The organism is Actinopolyspora sp. BKK2, assembly GCF_011291845.1.
GTDB classification, from domain to species: Bacteria; Actinomycetota; Actinomycetes; order Mycobacteriales; family Pseudonocardiaceae; genus Actinopolyspora; species Actinopolyspora saharensis.
The window spans coordinates 367,356-385,099 of the sequence record NZ_JAANTE010000004.1; the positions used below are offsets into that span (position 1 = coordinate 367,356).

Sequence of the window (17,744 nt, forward strand, 5' to 3'; positions counted from 1 at the left end):
ACGATGGCCACCCTGGAAATCAAGGACCTGCACGCCGAGGTCGAGACCGAGGAGGGATCCAAGGAGATCCTGACCGGTGTGAACCTCACCGTCAGCTCCGGCGAGACCCACGCGTTCATGGGCCCCAACGGCTCCGGCAAGTCGACGCTGGCCTACGCGATCGCCGGTCACCCCAAGTACAACGTCACCTCGGGCTCGGTGCTGCTCGACGGTGAGGAGGTGCTGGAGATGAGCGTGGACGAGCGCGCTCGTGCCGGCCTGTTCCTCGCCATGCAGTACCCGGTCGAAGTTCCGGGCGTGTCCATGTCGAACTTCCTGCGCAGCGCCGCCACGGCCACGCGGGGCGAGGCGCCGCAGATCCGTCACTGGGTCAAGGAAGTCAAGCAGGCGATGGGCAACCTGGAGATCGACGAGTCGTTCTCCGAGCGCAGCGTCAACGAGGGCTTCTCCGGTGGTGAGAAGAAGCGCCACGAGATCCTGCAGCTCGACCTGCTCGACCCGAAGTTCGCGATCCTGGACGAGACCGACTCCGGTCTGGACGTCGACGCGCTGCGCGTGGTCTCCGACGGGATCAACCGCTACCGGGAGAGCGGGGACAAGGGTGTGCTGCTGATCACCCACTACACCCGCATCCTCAAGCACATCAAGCCCGACTACGTGCACGTCTTCGTCGGCGGCCAGGTCGTCGAGTCCGGCGGTCCGGAGCTGGCCGACGAGCTGGAGGAATCGGGCTACGTCCGTTTCGCGAACAAGAAGGAGGCAACCGTCCAGTCATGACCGTTGAGCCTCCCGGTGTCCGGGGGCAGGACACCGAGCAGACAGGTGTGAGCACCACGTCGGCGCCGTTGGACGTCGCCGCGATCCGTGCCGACTTCCCCATTCTCCAGCGGACGGTCCGGGACGGGCGCGATCTGGTTTATCTGGACTCCGGGGCGACCTCCCAGCGGCCCCGTCAGGTGCTCGACGCGGAGCGCTCTTTCCTGGAGAACTCCAACGCGGCGGTGCACCGTGGTGCGCACCAGCTCGCGGAGGAGGCCACGGATGCCTACGAGGGCGCGCGTGCCAAGATCGCCCGGTTCGTCGGGGTGAACACGAACGAGATCGTGTTCACCAAGAACGCGACCGAGGGGGTCAACCTCGTCGCTTACGCCATGAGCAACGCGGCCACCTCCGGGCCCGAGGCGGAGCGCTTCCGCCTCGCCCCGGGGGACGAGATCGTGGTCAGCGAGATGGAGCACCACGCCAACCTCGTCCCGTGGCAGCAGTTGTGCGAGCGGACCGGTGCCACGTTGCGCTGGTTCGGGGTGACCGACGAGGGACGGCTCGATCTCTCGGAGCTGGACACCCTGGTGCACGAGCGGACCAAGGTGGTCGCGGTCACCCAGCAGTCGAACGTGCTCGGTACCGTCAACCCGCTCGAGGAGATCGTGCGGCGTGCCCACGAGGTGGGCGCGCTGGTCGTGCTCGACGCGTGCCAGTCGGTTCCGCACGGTCCCGTGGACTTCGGGGCCCTCGGGGTCGACTTCGCCGTGTTCTCCGGGCACAAGATGCTCGGTCCCTCCGGTATCGGGGTGCTCTACGGCAGGCACGAGTTGCTCAGGGCGATGCCGCCGTTCCTGACCGGTGGATCCATGATCGAGCTGGTCCACATCGACCGTTCGACCTTCGCCGAGCCGCCGCAGCGGTTCGAGGCCGGGGTCCCGATGACTTCCCAGGTGGTCGGGCTCGGCGCTGCGGTGGACTACCTGTCGGTCGTGGGGATGGAACGGATCGCCAAGCACGAGCACCAGCTGGTCGAGCGCGCGTTGCGCGAGTTGTCGGCCATCGACGGAGTCCGCATCATCGGTCCCACGGACACCGAGAAGCGCGGTGGAGCGGTCTCCTTCGTGATCGACGGGATACATCCGCACGACGCGAGCCAGGTGATGGACGACCGGGGCGTCGAAGTGCGGGTCGGACATCACTGCGCATGGCCGTTGCACCGCAGGATGGGAGTTCCGGCCACGATCAGGGCGAGCTTCTACCTGTACAACGAGCTCGACGAGGTCACGGCGTTGGCGGATGCTGTTCGGGAGGCGCAGCGCTTCTTCGCGGTGACACCGACGGCAGGCTGAGGATGTGGTGATGCAGCTCGAACAGATGTACCAGGAGATCATCCTGGACCACTACCGCAATCCGCATCGGCACGGTCTGCGGGAACCGTTCGACGCCGAGTCCTTTCAGGTCAACCCGACCTGTGGTGACGAGGTAACGTTACGCGTTCACTTGACCGGCACCGGAAAGGAAGCCACGGTCGAGGACGTCTCCTATTCCGGACAGGGCTGTTCTATCAGTCAGGCCGCGACCTCGGTGTTGACGGACCTGGTGGTCGGACGTCCGTTGCAGGAGGCGTTGGACAAGCAGGCCGCCTTCACCGAACTTATGGAGGGGCGCGGCCAAGTCGAACCCGACGAGGACGTCCTGGAGGACGGTGTCGCCTTCGCAGGAGTCGCCAAGTACCCCATGCGGGTCAAGTGCGCTCTGCTGGGGTGGATGGCGTTCCGGGACGCCGTATCGCGCGTTGTCGATGAGGTAGGAGCGTCATGACCAGTACTGAGAACGAAACCCGCACCGGCGGGGTCGCCACGGGAGAAGGCACCGACGAGGTGGTTCGCGGGGCCGAGGGCATGCCCGAGACCTCGACGACGGCCGAGCTGGCCGCGAAGGAGGACGTCGAGGAGGCCATGCGCGACGTGGTCGACCCCGAGCTGGGAATCAACGTGGTCGACCTCGGCCTGGTGTACGGGGTGCAGGTCGAGCAGGACAACTCGGCGACCATCGAGATGACGCTGACGTCCCCGGCCTGCCCGCTCACCGACGTCATCGAGGAGCAGGCGCGCTCCGCGCTGACCGGAGGACCCGGTGGCGGTCTGGTCAAGGACTTCCAGATCAGCTGGGTGTGGATCCCGCCGTGGGGGCCGGAGAAGATCACCGAAGAGGGACGGGAGCAGCTCAGGGCCCTCGGCTTCACGCTGTGAGCCGAGTGGCCGTGGAAGGCGGCACTTCCGCGAGCTGAGGCGAGCTCCGTGCGGGCCCCGGGAAGCTGTTTCCCGGGGCCCGCTTCTCGTCGTGGCGGTGCTGTCCCCGGAACGGTCTTCGAGCCGGCCCGAGGCGTCAGAGGTTGCCCCCGCGGGGCCCGTTGTACGGCTCGGCCGGTCCGCTGGGCCCGCCGGCTCCGCCGGGGGGAGGGGGAACCGGCCCGTTCGGGGCGGGGGGCCCGCCGGGGTGGACCGGCCCGTTGGGGCCGGCCGGCCCGCCGAGGGGTGGGTCCGGATCGCGGTCCGGGAACGCCGGTTCGGTCCGTTCCAGCGTGCCCTCGCTGCCGCGCAGCACGTCGACCCGGTCCGATCCGATCCGCGACATCACCCAGCTGGACCCGACGAGCGATTTGGCCTGCTGCTTCAGCGGAACCAGCAGTTGGGAGGCCTCCTGGTACGAGGCGGTTCCGCTCTGGGTGCACACGAGCGTGGACAGGGAGAGACCCACCCGGATCCCCCCGGATTCCCGGGGCGGGTCGAGCACCATCTCGGCGAGGGTGACCAGGTCGTCCAGGTTCGCCACTAGCAGGAAGTCGTCCCCGCCGACGTGCCCGACCCGCACCGAGCTCAGCGAGGTGGCCGCGTCGGTGAGACTTCTGCCGACCGAGCGGATCAGCTCGTCCCCGGCGGAGAAACCGGCTTTGTCGTTGACGCTCTTGAAACCGTCGATGTCCAGCCAGCTCAGCGCGAAGACCTCCCCGCTCGTGATCCGCGAGTCCACATCGCGCTGGATCGCGTCGCTGCCGGGAAGTCTGGTGAGCGGGTTGAGCGCGGCGGCCTGCTCCGCCCGGAACTCCGCCATGCCGCGGATCAGGTGGACCGCGCGGACCACCCCCAGGCACCTGCCCTGCTCGTCCACGACCACGGCGTCGTCGTGCACCCTCGTCTGGTCGGAACCGCTGACCAGGTTCAGAGCCTCCATGGCCGTGGTCGCGGTGTTGACCACCCGCGGTTCGTCGGCCAGCCGGGCGGCGGGGCGCTGCGCGTGCAGCGCGTGCCCGTAGGGACCGGTGACGGCGAGCAGGAAGCGGTTGCGGTCGATGGAGTACTCCGGCCTGTTGTGCTCGTCAACGAGCACCACACCGCTGACCTCGGGGTGGTCGGACAGCACCCCGCGCACCGAGTCGGCCGTGGCGTCCGAGGGCAGCATGGTCGCCGGGGACAGGAAGTCGGTCACCCTGGGGCCCGCGGGGGTCGGAACGGAGTTGGCGGGCGCGTCGGTGATCTCGGCCGCCGGTGCCGTGATCTGCAGGGAGGTGGGCGGTCGCCGCGCGGCCGGGGCCAACAGGTTGCCCTGGACCGTGCGCACGCCCGACTGCCGGAGCGCTTCCAGCTGCTCCTCGCTCTCCACGCCTTCCGCGATGAGCACCGCTCCGATCGACTCGCACAGGCCGCGCAGCGATTCCAGCAGTGCGGTGCTTCCCGGATCGTCGGGCAGTCCCCGCACCACCCCGGGGTCGAGCTTCGCGGCGTCCGGCCGCAGGTCGGTGATCAGCTTGAGCGGGACGTCGCCTTCACCGATCCCGTCGACCGCTATCCGGTACCCGTGGGAGCGCAGCCGGTGGACCTCGGTGCGGAGCTTGGTGGGCTCCAGCCTGGCGAACGGGGGGCTCAGCTCGAGGGTGATCTCGGGGGCGCGCCGTCCGACCTCGGCGAGCTTGTCGTGCAGCGCGCGCATCCGCTCAGGTTCGTAGGCGACCGTCCCACCGAACACGTTGAGGTGCAGCGGAAGCAGGGACTGCTGCTCGGTGACCCGGTCCACGGCTGAAACGGCCAGTTCGACGTCCAGCTCGCCCACGCGCCGGTCGCGGGCGGCTTCGCGGAACAGGTCGGTGACGTGCCCCTCCGCGGGACGGGCGAGCGCTTCCATGGACACCACCGCGCCGGTACGAATGTTGATCAGTGGCTGGAACGCGAATCGCACGTCGTTGGCGGGCCCAAGCACGTGGTCGATACTGCCCGGATTCATGCCTTCTCAGCGAGCCCGTTCACCAGCTGTTCACTGACATATCAACGCTCCTGCCTGACAGCGCTCGTTCGGAGTTGTCGAGCTCGTACTCCGGTGCGGAAAGCACCGGCACACCCCCTGCTCGCAGGCATCACCGCGGGGTCCTCCGCGTCGTGCTCCAGCGAGAACGCTCTCGACGAGCGGGTAGATCGCCACTCGACGTCGAGCGCTTGCTCCCGTGCGGGCGAGGGCTCGTTCGGCGACCAACCACGGCAATCGAGTCAACGAAGTCCCACTGGTCGTCCCCGAGCCAACATAGCGCGTCCACTCCCTCCGTGACAGCAATCAAGGGGCTGCGATGTGGCGATCCACACAACGGACCGATCACGGGGGGCCACACTGTGCCGCCGCTCGGAGGGAAGCGGACGCTGCGGCCCGCGCGGGGAGCGGCCAGTGCGGGGAGCGGGCTCACGGGCGTGCCTCCGCGCGCGTCCCGCCGCTGCGGTCGCTTGCGCGCACTCCGCGCCCGAGCAGGCCTCCGCGGACCAGTCGGTGACGCAGCCACCAGGGCGAGCGGCGGAACAGTTCCACCATCGCCCCGCGGCTGCCGGCGGGATCACTGGTCGAGGTGAGAAACGAGTGACGCCGTTCGGCGGAGATCGTGAAGAACACGTCGAAGAAGCGGGGGACCACCTCGGGCGGCATCGCGAGCAGTCCTTCGGCGGCGCACAGCTGCAAGGCCCGGTTCAGCCGGGCCGCTCCGGGCCAGAGCACCGAGCGGGCGGCGCGGGCCGCGCTCACCGGCCCGTGCTCCAGCCCGTCGGACAGGGCCCCCGCGACGAGCGGGGCCAGCCGGAGGACGGTGGCCACGCTGAACCCCGTGGCGGGGTGGATCAGCCCGGCGGAGGCTCCGAAGGGGACCAGCCCGAACGGAACCGTCCGGCGGGACTCGGGCACGGGATCGTCCAGCGCGAAGCGGACCCGCTCCTCGTGCGTGCCCTCCTCGAGGGGGACGCCGGCCGCCCGCAGCCTGTTGCGCAGCCTGCCGCGCAGCGTGCTCAGCGGCAGGCCGGGGCGGCGAGCCAGCGCCGTCTCCTCCAGCAGCATCCGGCCGCCCGGCCAGGGGACCGCGTAGAGGAAGCTCGGCCACGAGCCGTCGCTGCCGGGAGCCCCGCTCCAGTCCATGAAGATCCCCCGCTCCGGGGTGGCCAGCGGGCGGGCCCGCCGCTCGTCCACCACCGCGCCGACGGCGGTCTGCTCGCTGGCCGTGCGGGCGGGCCGCCCCCCGCAGAGGACCCGGTTGCCGCCCGTCGCGTCGACCACCACCGCGGCCCGGAGCGAACGCCCGTCCCGCAGGCGCACCGTTCGGCGGTTCCCCGCGTGCTCCAGCGCCCGGACGGTTCCGGTCACCTCGCGGACCGCGGTTCTGCGCAACCTGCGGTGCAGCTCGGCGTTGTCCAGCACGCAGTACTCGCCCACCAGGGAGTGGGCGCGGGTTCCGAAGGCAGTCATCCCCCCGGCCGCGGTGGCCACGACCTCCTCGCCGAGGGAAGCGGGCAGCTCCGCGCGCCAGAGCGCGTAGGTGTGGGGCCAGCACTCCTCCGGGGCGGGATCCACCAGGGTCACGCTCAACCCGAGGTCGGCGCAGGCGGCGGACAGCGCTCTGCCCGCAGGGCCCGCTCCGCAGACCAGCACATCCGTCATGTGGGCATGGTCCCCTGCGGGCGGAGTTCTCGCCGCTCAGGTCGGTGCCGATGGGACGCGGGAGCTCTTCCACCCGCCGGGAGCGGCCGCGGGCCGGTCCGACACGGACGACGAACGACGCTCGTCGTGGCCCGCCGGGCGATAGCGTGACGTCATGGAAACGGATCCGCCAACCGGGCGAACCGCACGGCGCAGCCGCACCGGAACGGACGGGAACGCGGAGCACGGGTGGCCGAACCGCTCCTCGGACCTGGCCGCCAGCCCGTTCCGGGCGGACCGGGACCGGGTCTCCGGTTCCGCCTTCTTCGCGCGCCTCGGCGGGGTCACCCAGGTCGTCAGCCCCAGCGGGTCCGGCCTGTTGCTGCACAACAGGCTGACCCACAGTCTCAAGGTCGCCCAGGTGGCGCGGGCGCTGGCGGAGAGCCTGCTCGGTGACGCGGCGGGCCGGGACACGATGAACCGGCTCGGCGGCTGCGACCTCGACGTGGTGGAGGGAGCAGGGCTCGCCCACGACCTGGGCCATCCTCCGTTCGGGCACCTCGGGGAGCGGGTTCTCGACCGCATCGCGCGCCAGCGCTTCGGGCTCGCGGACGGCTTCGAGGGCAACGCCCAGACGTTCCGCATCGTCAGCAGCATCGACGTTCGCGGAGGAGGAGGGGACGGCCTGGACCTGACCGCCGCGCTGCGGGCCGCCCTGCTGAAGTACCCGTGGACGCGGTTCTCCCGCCCCGATCCGCACCCGAGTTCGTTCCCGGTGCCGCCGCGCGGGGCCTCCGCCCCGGAGGACGCACCGGAGACGGGGGCGGCGAAGTTCTCGTGCTACAGCACCGAGCTCGACGACATGCTCGACTGCCGCTCCGTGTTCTCCGGACGGCTGGAGAGCTGGCAGCAGAGCGTGGAGGCCTCGGTCATGGACACGGCCGACGACATCGCCTACGCGATCCACGACCTGGAGGACTTCCACCGCGTGGGCATCCTGCAGCACGCCACCGTTTCCACGGAGCTGACCGAATGGCTCGGTCGCTGCGCCGAGCTGGCCCACCTGGACGAGCACGGGCTGCAGCGAGGCATCGAGGCCCCGGGGTACTCGCTGGAGAGCCTGCGCAGGAGGTTGCGCTCCAAGGACTCCTGGATCGCCGACGACGAGGCGTTCGTCAACGCGGTCAAGAAGGTTCAGGCCGACCTCGTCACCAAGCTGCTGGAGCAGCCGTTCGACCGGTCCAAGCAGGCCGAGCAGGCGGTCGCGGCGTTCTCCGGGAACTGGACCCGGCGCCTGGTGGACGGGGTGCGGGTGGACGCCGATCCCACCACCCGCTCCGGGCACGTGACCCTGGACACGGAGCAGTGGCACGAGGTGCAGATACTGAAGTTCGTGCACCGGCGCTTCGTGCTGCAGCGTCCGGACCTCGCGCTGCACCAGCGCGGCCAGGACAGGCTGTTGAGCAAGCTGGTCCAGGCGCTGGACGAGTGGTTGATCGACCGCAGCGAGTCCGCCCGGCTGCCGCACCGGCTGCGTGACCTGTTCGAGCACGCCGCGGCCGAGCTCGAGGCCGTGCACGGGAGGGACCCGGAGCTGCTCGGCCGGTCGCGGAGCAGCGGTCCCGCGGACGAGGTCCCCGAGGGGGAGAGGCTGGAGCGGATGGCCAGGGGGCGGGCCGTCATCGACTTCGTCGCCTCGCTGACCGACGAGCAGGCGGCCGCGCTGCTGGAGTCCCTGTCGGGTCGAACCACCCAGCTGTGGTCTGACACCTTCGTCCTGTGAGCAAGGTGAGACAGCTGCCGGGTGGCGGCAGAGCGGTGGAGGTGGAGCCCGCGCGGCTCCCGGGCTGGTTCGAGCGGTTCGCGGGCAACCACGGGGGTGCCGCGTCGACCTCGGTGGGCCCCCGCGAGGTCCGGGTGGTGGCCGAGGACGGTGCCACCGCCCGGGTGCGGGTCCCCTTCGAGGAGCTCGCCCCTCCGCACGGTGAGTCGTCCGGGCTGGACGTCGACGGGCTGGTCGGGCACGTCTCCCGCCGGAGGAGGACGGGGCTGGTGCTGGTCCGGCACGGCGCGCACAGCGTCGGCCTCGCCGAGGGGGAGCGGATCGTGTCCTCCTCGACCGACCGCCACTACGTGCAGGGCAGGAACAAGGCGGGGGGTTGGTCGCAGAAGCGCTATGCGCGCAGGCGTGCCGGTCAGGCCCGCAAGGCCGTGAACTCGGCGGCCGAGGCCGTGGCCGAGGTGCTGCTTCCGGAACTCGATTCCCTGGACGGCGTGGTGCTCGGGGGCGACCGGCGGGCACTTTCCGAGCTGGAGGAGGACAGCCGGTTGTCGCGACTGCTGTCCCTGGCTGAGCCACGGGTGCTCGACGTGGCCGAACCGAGGCTCACCGTGCTCAAGGAGGCCGCGCGCCGGGCCAACGCGGTGGAGGTGGAGGTGCGGGAGCCGCAGGAGTGACGCTCGCACGGCGGAGAGCCGGTTCGGGGTGAACGATACCTGTCGGTTCCGCGGGTGTGACCGGTATACTCGTGTCGGTTCGTGACCGGCCGTTTCCTCCGTGCTCGCGTCTCTCCGCGTGCGCGGAGCCGCCGAGCGCGAGTGGCCGCTGCCGCGAGCGGTCGCGGCCCGCGGTTCCTCCCGGCGTGGACTCGTGATGTCGTGTCGTGGAGCCCGCGAGCTCGGTACGGCCCTCTTCCGGTCGCCGTCGGTGCGGCCCGCGACTTCGTGTCGGTGGAGCGCGTGCTCGTCACGGCTGTTGCCGTCTGCAAATCTGTAGCCCTATACGTCTCGATCCGGAGTTTTTTCGTTGATCTCTGCGAATGGCCTCGAACTCAGGGCCGGTTCCCGCATACTGCTCTCGGACGCGGCACTGCGCGTCCAACCCGGTGACCGAGTCGGGCTGGTCGGACGCAACGGTACCGGCAAGACCACGACGCTGCGCGTGTTGGCGGGTGAGGGCGAGCCCTACGGGGGCGAGATCACCCGGCAGGGCGAGATCGGTTACCTGCCGCAGGACCCGCGGGAAGGCGACCTCTCCGTGACGGCGCGGGACCGGGTGCTGTCCGCGCGCGGGCTGGACCGGATTCTGCGGGACATGGACAAGGCCCAGTCGGAGATGGCCGAGCTCGTCGACGACAAGGAGCGGGACCGGGCCATTCGCAAGTACGGCAAGCTGGAGGAGCGGTTCGCCGCGCGGGGCGGATACGCGGCCGAGGGAGAAGCGGGCCGGATCTGCGGCAACCTCGGGCTGCCGGACGGGGTGCTCAACCAGTCGCTGGGCACGCTCTCGGGCGGTCAGCGCAGGCGCGTGGAGCTCGCCCGCATCCTGTTCGCGGCTTCGGAGGCGGGCCCCGGGGGCGCCTCCAACACCACCCTGCTGCTCGACGAGCCCACCAACCACCTGGACGCCGACTCGATCAGCTGGTTGCGGGACTTCCTCAAGGCCCACGACGGTGGGCTCGTGGTCATCAGCCACGACGTGGATCTCATCGACGCCGTGGTCAACAAGGTCTGGTACCTGGACGGAGTTCGGGGCGAGGCCGATGTGTACAACATGAACTGGCGGCGCTACCAGGAAGCCCGCGCCGACGACGAGAAGCGGAGGCGCCGGGAACGGGCCAACGCGGAGAAGAAGGCTGCCACCCTCAAGGCTCAGGCGGACAAGCTGGGGGCCAAGGCGACCAAGGCCGTCGCGGCCAAGAACATGGCCAGGCGCGCCGACGACATGCTGGCCAACCTCGACGAGGAGCAGGCCTCGGAGAAAACGGCCAAGATCCGCTTCCCCTCCCCGGCACCCTGCGGCAGCACTCCGCTGACGGCGCAGGGGTTGTCCAAGTCGTACGGCTCGCTGGAGATCTTCAGCGGGGTCGACCTCGCCGTGGACCGCGGTTCGAAGGTGGTGGTGCTCGGGTTCAACGGCGCGGGCAAGACCACCCTGCTGCGGCTGCTGGCCGGGGTGGAGTCCGGTGACGCGGGTGAGGTCCAGCCCGGGTACGGGCTGCGCATCGGCTACTACGCGCAGGAGCACGAGACCCTGGACACCGACACCACCGTTTGGGAGAACATCAGGAGGGTGGCTCCGAACACGCCCGAGCAGGACCTGCGCACGCTGCTCGGCGCCTTCCTGTTCAACGGTGAGCAGCTCCAGCAGCCCGCGGGCACGCTCTCCGGCGGGGAGAAGACGCGGCTCGCGCTGGCCGGGCTGGTCTCCAGCTCGGCGAACGTGCTGTTGCTGGACGAGCCGACCAACAACCTCGACCCGGCCAGTCGGGAGCAGGTGCTGGACGCGCTGCGCAGCTTCACGGGTGCGGTCGTGCTCGTGACCCACGACCCCGGTGCCGTCGAGGCGCTGGAACCGGAGCGGGTGATCCTGCTTCCGGACGGTAGCGAGGATCACTGGTCCGAGGAGTACATGGATCTGGTCCAACTGGCTTAGCGGTTGCGCGGCTCGGCTTGCTCGGGTGGTCGCTTGGCGGAACCTCAGTCGGCGCCCGGCTCCGGGTGCCCGACATCGAGTAGCCACCTACGCCACGTCGGGCCTTCCTCGCCGGGCACTCGACTGAGAACCCGCGGTCGGTCGGGCTGCGTAGGCTCACAGCGCTTGTGTTGGAGCGGTGGGGTTCTCGGCGGTGCTGGTTGCGTAGGCTCGTAAGCGCTCGCGTTGGCGGGGAGCTCTGGGTCGGGAGCTGCTGTCCGCGGGTTTCGGGGGGCTCGTGGCGGTGCCGGTGGGCGAGTCTCGTGAAAGCGGCTGCCGCCTTCCGGCGAGCGCCCCGAACGCACAGCACCCGCTCGGGGCCGCACCGGCGGTGCGAAGGCCCGCGGCGCGGTCCGCGGACCCGGCCGAGCGCTCCTTTTCCCTCGTCAATCCCTGACGGAACGGCCCGGGGCATATCCGAAGCGGATTGTTGATCTTGGTTTTCGGGCCTCCATACCGCATTTTCAAGATCAATAGGAATATATTCGGCTTCACTGGGGGATCTGTTGCCGAGGTCGTCTGGCGTTTCCGGCTTTCCTGTTCGATCATTGGCTTGACAGGGGTCGTAAACGGCCCTACCTGTACGGGGAAGGCGGGGACACTGTGGTTGATCTGAAGAAGGGTGCGCGAATCACGGGAAGCGCACGTGACAAGCTGGCCAGTGATCTCAAGAAAAAGTACGAGAAGGGGGCGAGCATTCGTTCGCTCGCGGAGGCGACGGGTCGTTCCTACGGCTTCGTCCACCGCGTGCTGGTCGAGTCGGGAGTGCAATTGCGCGGGCGCGGAGGAGCGACCCGATCCAAGAAGAAATAGCATTCGCAGCTGTGCGGCGTGCCCGGCACGCTGTTGGCGCCGGGCACGCCGTGCCCGAACAGCCGGTGAAGATCACGGACTCCGATCGCGACGACATGATCGGTCCTCTAGGCTGGTGGCCATCGTCGACCGCTGTGATGTATCGCGACGGAGGACCGTTTGACGGAATCGGTAATTGATCCCGGTGTGCTCGATCGAGGACACGTTCGACTGACGATCAGCGGAGCCCGGGCCACGGTCGTTCTCGACCGGCCGGACCAGCTCAACGCGCAGACGCCGGACACGTGGAGGGCGTTGCGCGAAATCGGCCAGAACCTCGCCGAAGAGGTGCGCGTCGTCGACGTCAAAGCGGCGGGCAGGGCGTTTTCCGCCGGTCTGGACCGCCGGTTGTTCGAGTCCGCCGAGGTGGACGGTTCTCCCGGGCTGATCTCGCTGGCCTCCCGGCCGGTGGAGCAGGCCGATGCCGACATAGCCGCGTTTCAGCAGGGGTTCAGCTGGCTGCGCGATCCGGAGCGGGTGACCATCGCCGCCGTTCAGGGGCATGCCATCGGTGCCGGGTTCCAGCTGGCCCTGGCCTGCGACATGCGGGTGCTGGCTTCCGACGCCGCGTTCCGCATGGCCGAGACGAGCCTCGGTCTGGTGCCGGACCTCGGTGGAACGCTTCCGCTGGTGCAGACCGTGGGCTACTCCCGGGCCACCGAGATGTGCCTGACGGGCCGGGACGTTCCGGCGGAGGAGGCCGCGCGCATCGGACTGGCCAACTCCGTGGTCGAACCGGACGAGCTGGAGGCGGCCACCGATCGGCTGGCCGACGCCGTCGTGCAGGCGCCTCCCGGAGCCGTCAGGGAGACTCTCGCGCTGCTCTCCCAGGCGGGTGAGGCCGAGGACCCGGAGCAGCAGCTCGCAGCCGAGCGGGCCGCTCAGCTCCGCAGGCTCGGCGAGCTGAGCGGATCCACTGCCCCGGAGCAGTGACCCTCGGCGGCCTTCGCGTCGTTGTGGAGTCGGCCAGGGCGGGACAGCTCGCCGTTCCGGTTCGGATCCGGTTCAGCGCAGCCGCGTGATCCGCCCGGAGTAGTGCTCCAGCCGGGACGCGTTGGCCTCGTCACCTCCGGGGGCGTTCGAACTGCGCCACCAGGGCAGCGAGATCCCGTCCTCGTCGGCGCGTTCGTGGGTCTCGACCATGAGCAGGTTCCACAGGAACACGTTGGCGAGCGAGGACGCGGGCGCGGTCACGGGGCCGGACTCGGGATGGGTGGTGTCCCCGGGAGGTGCCAGCGTGTCCAGCACCAGGGTGGCCCGCTCGCTCAGGGTGCCCGCGTCCGTGCGGCGTGGTGCGCCCCGCGCCGCCGCTTTCGAGGTGAGCGCGATGACCGCGGAACCGCGCTCCCGCGCCGTGGCGGCCAGTTCGACCGGGTAGGGGTTGATCCCGGAGTTGGAGAAGACCACCAGCACGTCGGTGCCGCCGTTGAAGCGCGCCTCGTGCAGTGCTTCCGCGGCGAGCCCTTTCCTGCGTTCGGTGGCCGTACTGGTGGCCGCTCCGTGCAGCGGAAGCAGGTCGGGGTGGTAGAGCGGGCGCACCGCTGCCAGCCCACCCGCCCGGTAGAAGCTCTCCAGGACGCCGGCGAGCGAGTGCCCGGCCCCGGCGGTGTGGATCAAACCGTCGGCCGCGACGCATTCGATCAGCAGTCTCGCGGCCTCGGCGAGGGCCGCTCCGTTGTGCTCGGCCACCCGATCCAGGTCGTGCAGACTCCGCTCGGCGTGCTTGCGTGCGTGTGAACCGTCCGACATGTCGCCCTCTCGCCCGTGGTGGTCTTGCGGAATCGATACTCCCAGGGATCACCCCCTGACGGGGAGTCGTGGAGGTGGATCGATCCGGAACGGGTGCGCGCTCCGTTGCGCGGGCCGCGTCCGGACCGCGCTGAGTCCCCCACCTGGGGGCGTGGAGCGCGAAGCGGCCGGTACCGTCTCCACACGGATGTCGTGGTGCGATTCGGTCACCGCCTCGCCACCGTGTCGAGCCGAGCTGGCAACATGATCACTACAGCCCGGTGGCGGAGAGGTTCGAACGGTGCCACCAGGGAATCGGGTACACGGATTGAAACACGGGGAAAGCATGTCGAATCCGCCGTCGCACGACGAGTCCGCTGCCCCGGAGAACCTCTCGGAGGTGTTCGCCCGGCTGACGGATGTTCCGCTGGACCAAGTGGACAAACTGATCGAGGCCACCGAGTCCGCCTACTCCGATCTGAACAGGGTGATGGAGCACTCGTACTGGGCCGATCTGGTCTACCACCAGGGAGCCACCCTGCGCGCGCTCCGGGAGGCCCGCGCGGAGCTCGACGCGTTCCGCGCCGAGGCGACCGGTGCGCGCAACACGGAGCTGGGGATCATGGTCGCCACCGGGGTGGTGGACGGCGAGCGGGAGTACGCCGACGACGCGGAGAGCAAGCACGCGCTGGTCGAGCGGTTGCTCCGTCCGCCGCGGCAGGGCAGCGCCTGCCACCTCTACGTCTGGGACCGGCCCTACGAGGACGACCGGGTTCCGGGGCCGTATCGGCAGATTCGGGTGGTGACCTCCGCCGACGACGAGGTGGGAGCGCTGAACTTCACCGAGGAGCAGGAGGACGGCCAGCTGTACTCCTGGCAGACCCGCAGTTCGCGGGAGTCGGCCGAGGCGCCGGTGCTGCGTTTCGACCTGGGCAGCGCGTTGACCTTTCCGCGCAGTTCGGTCGTCGGCTTCACCGAGTTGCGCGCGGCGCTCGACGAGTTCGTCCGGACCGGCGAGTGCCCGGAGAGCGTGGGCTGGCAGCAGGCTCGCTGGGGCGAGTGAACGGAGTACTTGCCGGGGCGGCGCGCTCGCACGCGAGGCGTTCCCGGCGCGGTCCGAGCTCCCGCGGGCGGGATCACCCGTAGGTGTCCTGGGCCGCCTTGGAGGCCACGGTGGTGATCACCTTGAAGGTCTTCATCGCCGTCGTCATGTCCGCCGCGTCGAAACCGACGCGCCGGGGTGACAACTGTTCCACCGTGGGCACGAGAGAAGCCGCGGCGGCGAGGTGGGTTCCGGTGAACTCCAGCTCGATCCGGTGCGGCTCGACCGCGCCCGCGCCGCGCCCGGCGAGTCCCATGGCGTCGGAGGCCGTCGTCCTGATCGCGGATCCGGTCCGCTCCGGGGTGGAGCAGACGGCCGCGTACCTGCTCACGCACTCCTTCACCGGCACGGTGCGGCACTCCGGGGCGTAGGAACCGGCTTCCAGGCAGGTGAGGTCGTCACCGGTGACCAGCAGAACGGGCACTCCGTGCTCGGTGGCCAACGCGGCGTTCAGCCTTCCCTCGCTGGCGTGGATCCCGTCCAGCCAGACCCCGGACAACCCGCTTTCCATGTAGGTGTGCGAGAGCACGCCCTCCGCACCCGCTCCGGTGTGGTAGCCGAGGAAGACCACACCGTCCACTCTCGAGTCGATGCCCTCCATCATCGACAGTGGTTTGTGCCTGCCGGTGAGCATCCGAGCGCGCCCGTCGAGTCGTTCGAGCAGCAGGTGTCGCTGGATCGAGTGGGCCTCGTTGACCAGCGCCTCGGTCGCCCCGGCCGCGAACAGCCCGGACACGCAGGCGTTGACGTCCCCGGTGAACAGCTCCCGGAAGCGCTGCCAGGGCTCGGTGCCCGCGATCACGTCGTCGACACCGGTCACGCCGGTGGCGCCTTCCATGTCCGCAGAGATCAGGATCCGCACGGGTCCCACCCTAGATCCCGCGGCCCCTCCGAGCAGTCCGCGAAACGGGCCCGGGCGCGTCCGGCGTTCGTCCGACGTGCTCGCCACGCCGAAACGGTGAACCATTGACTCGAAGACGGATCCGGTGGTTCTTTTCTAACACGTGGCGTGAGGGAGTGATCACCATGGGTGTGCGGTCCGCCGGTGTCCGAGCGCGCTTTCCGCGCGCCGCCGTCGCGGTCACGGCAGTGATCACCGGGCTGCTGCTCCCCGCGGTCCTGACTCCTCGAGCCCTTTCCGCGAACGGGAGCGAGGACGGATCGGGGCAGGCGGGGGAGGTCACCCTCCGGGTCGGGATCCAGCAGGAGTTCGACTCGCTGAACCCCTTCCTCGGGTTCAGTCGGGCAGCCACCGAGGTCTTCCGGCTGATCTACCCGACCCTGACCACCCACAGCTCCGAGGACTTCTCGGTGGTGCCCGAGCTCGCCACCGACTGGGAGGCCTCGCGCGACAAGCTCACCTGGACGTTCCACATCCGCGAGGGGGTGAAGTGGTCGGACGGGGAGCCGGTCACCGCCCACGACGTCGCCTACACGTTCAACCGCATGATGACCGACTCGGCCGCGGCGACGGCCAACGGGAACTACGTGGACAACTTCGCCGAGGTCTCCGCCCCGGACGACGGACGGGTGGTGATCAGGACCGAGACTCCCCAGGCCACGATGCGCTCCCTCGCCGTGCCGATCGTTCCCGAGCACGTCTGGTCGCGAGTGGACGACGTGGCCGACTTCGCGAACCGGGAAATGCCCATCGTGGGCAGTGGCCCCTTCGAGGTGACCGGATACCGGCCGCAGCAGTACCTGACCCTCGAGGCCGATGAGGACTTCTGGCGCGGGGCGCCCACGATCGACCGGCTGCGCTTCGTCAACTTCGAGAACAGCGACGCCGCGGTGCAGGCGCTGCGCAAGGGCGAGATCGACGTGGCGCGGAAGCTGACCCCGGCCCAGTTCGACGCCCTGAAGGGGGCCGAGGACATCGAACGGGTGAAGGGGAAGGGGCGGCGGTTCTACGAGCTCGTGCTGAACCCCGGGGCGGCCAACAGCGCGGGCGAGCCCATCGGCACCGGCCATCCCGCGCTGCGCGACGTCCGGGTGCGCCGAGCGCTGGACCGCGCGATCGACCGGTCCGAACTGGTCGAGCGGGTTCTCGGCGGTCACGGCACGGTCGGAGCGGGCTACCTGCCGCCCATCTTCCGGAAGTACCACTGGTCTCCCCCGCCGGGGCAGCGACGCCCCTTCTCGCTCGAGGCCGCCAACCGGGCTCTGGACGAGGCCGGCTATCCCCGCGGACCTGACGGGACCCGCCGCGATCCCTCGGGACGGCCGCTGAACTTCGAGTTCGTGCTGCACGGTGACTCGTCCACCGACGCGCTGGTGGGCAAGTTCGTCAAGGAGTGGTTGTCCGAGATCGGGATCGAGGTGAGCCTGCAGCCGGTGTCGGACAATCAGGTCAACCAGCGAACGACGGCGGGCGACTTCGACATGGTGATCAGCGGCTGGTCGGTCAACCCCGATCCGGACTACGTGCTGCGGCTGCAGACCTGCGGGGCCAGGCCCGACCCCGGCGGTGGCGGGCTTCCGGACAGCTTCCTGTGCGACGAGCGCTACGACGAGCTGTACGCGCGGCAACTGGCCGAATTCGACCGCGACGCGCGAGTCGACCTGGTCAAGCGGGCCCAACGGCGGTTCCACGAGGTGGCGACCGGCCTGATCCTGTTCTACCCGAACGCGCTCGAGGCCTACCGCTCGGACCGCTTCGCGGGATTCGAGAAGCAACCCGCCGATCAGGGCGTCATCACGGCGCAGCAGGGCTACTGGGGTTACTACCGGGCGGAACCGACCGAACGGGCCCGAACCGCAGGCGGCGGGGACGGGTACCGCTCCGCGGCGTTCGTGATCGTGGGGGTGCTGCTGCTCGGCGCGCTCGCGGTGGTCTCCGTGAGCGCGCACCGGCGTCGTACCGCGGAACACCGGGAATAG

At 69.9% G+C, this 17,744-nt stretch carries 15 protein-coding genes; 11 read left to right on the top strand and 4 right to left on the bottom strand.

Translation table 11 applies throughout. From position 1 onward, the window contains the following. Positions 1-3 precede the first annotated feature (3 nt). From sufC to G9Q41_RS11285, 4 genes are read left to right on the top strand one after another with little or no spacing between them, the layout of a single operon-like run. Positions 4-777 carry a Fe-S cluster assembly ATPase SufC gene (gene sufC / locus G9Q41_RS11270; RefSeq protein WP_092520576.1) on the top strand — a complete coding sequence of 258 codons (774 nt, stop codon included), beginning with the start codon at positions 4-6 and terminating at the stop codon, positions 775-777. Continuing rightward, complete coding sequence (locus tag G9Q41_RS11275) at positions 774-2,114, top strand: cysteine desulfurase (RefSeq protein ID WP_092520577.1); 1,341 nt, start codon at positions 774-776, stop codon at positions 2,112-2,114. The genes sufC and G9Q41_RS11275 overlap by 4 nt, the downstream gene beginning before the upstream one ends. Before the next feature lie 10 nt (positions 2,115-2,124). Beyond that, entirely contained in the window at positions 2,125-2,586 is a 462-nt protein-coding gene (sufU, locus tag G9Q41_RS11280; RefSeq protein WP_092520579.1) for a Fe-S cluster assembly sulfur transfer protein SufU, read from the top strand. Beyond that, positions 2,583-3,017 carry a metal-sulfur cluster assembly factor gene (locus G9Q41_RS11285; RefSeq protein WP_165632562.1) on the top strand — a complete coding sequence of 145 codons (435 nt, stop codon included), beginning with the start codon at positions 2,583-2,585 and terminating at the stop codon, positions 3,015-3,017. The genes sufU and G9Q41_RS11285 overlap by 4 nt, the downstream gene beginning before the upstream one ends. A 136-nt stretch (positions 3,018-3,153) precedes the next feature. Here G9Q41_RS11285 and G9Q41_RS11290 read toward each other — a convergent pair whose 3' ends face one another. Further along, positions 3,154-5,046 carry a GGDEF domain-containing protein gene (locus G9Q41_RS11290; RefSeq protein ID WP_242687342.1) on the bottom strand — a complete coding sequence of 631 codons (1,893 nt, stop codon included), beginning with the start codon at positions 5,044-5,046 and terminating at the stop codon, positions 3,154-3,156. A 447-nt stretch (positions 5,047-5,493) separates the two neighbouring features. Then, complete coding sequence (locus tag G9Q41_RS11295) at positions 5,494-6,729, bottom strand: lycopene cyclase family protein (protein WP_165632561.1); 1,236 nt, start codon at positions 6,727-6,729, stop codon at positions 5,494-5,496. A gap of 154 nt (positions 6,730-6,883) precedes the next feature. Here G9Q41_RS11295 and dgt point away from each other — a divergent pair, with 154 nt between their 5' ends. The 5 genes from dgt (at position 6,884) to G9Q41_RS11320 (ending at position 12,967) form a co-directional block, all read left to right on the top strand. Next, positions 6,884-8,491: a dGTP triphosphohydrolase gene (dgt, locus tag G9Q41_RS11300; RefSeq protein WP_165632560.1), complete on the top strand. Its 1,608-nt coding sequence runs from the start codon at positions 6,884-6,886 to the stop codon at positions 8,489-8,491. Next, positions 8,488-9,165, top strand: coding sequence for an acVLRF1 family peptidyl-tRNA hydrolase (locus G9Q41_RS11305; protein WP_092520583.1), 678 nt, complete (start codon positions 8,488-8,490; stop codon positions 9,163-9,165). Before dgt ends, G9Q41_RS11305 begins: the two co-directional genes overlap by 4 nt. Before the next feature lie 349 nt (positions 9,166-9,514). Continuing rightward, positions 9,515-11,143: an ABC-F family ATP-binding cassette domain-containing protein gene (locus tag G9Q41_RS11310; protein WP_165632559.1), complete on the top strand. Its 1,629-nt coding sequence runs from the start codon at positions 9,515-9,517 to the stop codon at positions 11,141-11,143. A gap of 642 nt (positions 11,144-11,785) precedes the next feature. Next, positions 11,786-11,995 carry a helix-turn-helix domain-containing protein gene (locus tag G9Q41_RS11315; RefSeq protein WP_017975887.1) on the top strand — a complete coding sequence of 70 codons (210 nt, stop codon included), beginning with the start codon at positions 11,786-11,788 and terminating at the stop codon, positions 11,993-11,995. 159 nt (positions 11,996-12,154) lie between these two features. Beyond that, on the top strand, positions 12,155-12,967 hold the full coding sequence (locus G9Q41_RS11320; RefSeq protein ID WP_165632558.1) for an enoyl-CoA hydratase/isomerase family protein: 813 nt from the start codon (positions 12,155-12,157) through the stop codon (positions 12,965-12,967). Between the two features lie 72 nt (positions 12,968-13,039). On the opposite strand, the gene G9Q41_RS11325 is transcribed toward G9Q41_RS11320, so the two are convergent. Further along, positions 13,040-13,783 (bottom strand): sugar isomerase domain-containing protein, encoded by a 744-nt coding sequence (locus tag G9Q41_RS11325; RefSeq protein WP_092520586.1) that lies wholly within the window; start codon positions 13,781-13,783, stop codon positions 13,040-13,042. Between the two features lie 325 nt (positions 13,784-14,108). Between G9Q41_RS11325 and G9Q41_RS11330 the strand changes: the two genes are divergently transcribed. After that, entirely contained in the window at positions 14,109-14,825 is a 717-nt protein-coding gene (locus tag G9Q41_RS11330; RefSeq protein WP_092520587.1) for an Imm1 family immunity protein, read from the top strand. A 73-nt stretch (positions 14,826-14,898) separates the two neighbouring features. On the opposite strand, the gene G9Q41_RS11335 is transcribed toward G9Q41_RS11330, so the two are convergent. Further along, positions 14,899-15,726: a M55 family metallopeptidase gene (locus G9Q41_RS11335; RefSeq protein WP_165632557.1), complete on the bottom strand. Its 828-nt coding sequence runs from the start codon at positions 15,724-15,726 to the stop codon at positions 14,899-14,901. Positions 15,727-15,890: 164 nt separating this feature from the next. On the opposite strand from G9Q41_RS11335, the gene G9Q41_RS11340 reads away from it, so the two are divergent. Continuing rightward, a complete protein-coding gene (locus G9Q41_RS11340) occupies positions 15,891-17,744 on the top strand; it encodes an ABC transporter substrate-binding protein (RefSeq protein WP_165632556.1) in 1,854 nt (617 codons plus the stop codon).

Coding starts and splice junctions, on each gene's coding strand:
- G9Q41_RS11275 (WP_092520577.1), top strand. CDS start 774: ATGACCGTTGAGCCTCCCGGTGTCCGGGGGCAGGACACCGAGCAGACA.
- G9Q41_RS11295 (WP_165632561.1), bottom strand. CDS start 6,729: ATGACGGATGTGCTGGTCTGCGGAGCGGGCCCTGCGGGCAGAGCGCTG.
- dgt (WP_165632560.1), top strand. CDS start 6,884: ATGGAAACGGATCCGCCAACCGGGCGAACCGCACGGCGCAGCCGCACC.
- G9Q41_RS11330 (WP_092520587.1), top strand. CDS start 14,109: ATGTCGAATCCGCCGTCGCACGACGAGTCCGCTGCCCCGGAGAACCTC.
- sufC (WP_092520576.1), top strand. CDS start 4: ATGGCCACCCTGGAAATCAAGGACCTGCACGCCGAGGTCGAGACCGAG.
- G9Q41_RS11340 (WP_165632556.1), top strand. CDS start 15,891: ATGGGTGTGCGGTCCGCCGGTGTCCGAGCGCGCTTTCCGCGCGCCGCC.
- G9Q41_RS11290 (WP_242687342.1), bottom strand. CDS start 5,046: ATGAATCCGGGCAGTATCGACCACGTGCTTGGGCCCGCCAACGACGTG.
- G9Q41_RS11285 (WP_165632562.1), top strand. CDS start 2,583: ATGACCAGTACTGAGAACGAAACCCGCACCGGCGGGGTCGCCACGGGA.
- sufU (WP_092520579.1), top strand. CDS start 2,125: ATGCAGCTCGAACAGATGTACCAGGAGATCATCCTGGACCACTACCGC.
- G9Q41_RS11325 (WP_092520586.1), bottom strand. CDS start 13,783: ATGTCGGACGGTTCACACGCACGCAAGCACGCCGAGCGGAGTCTGCAC.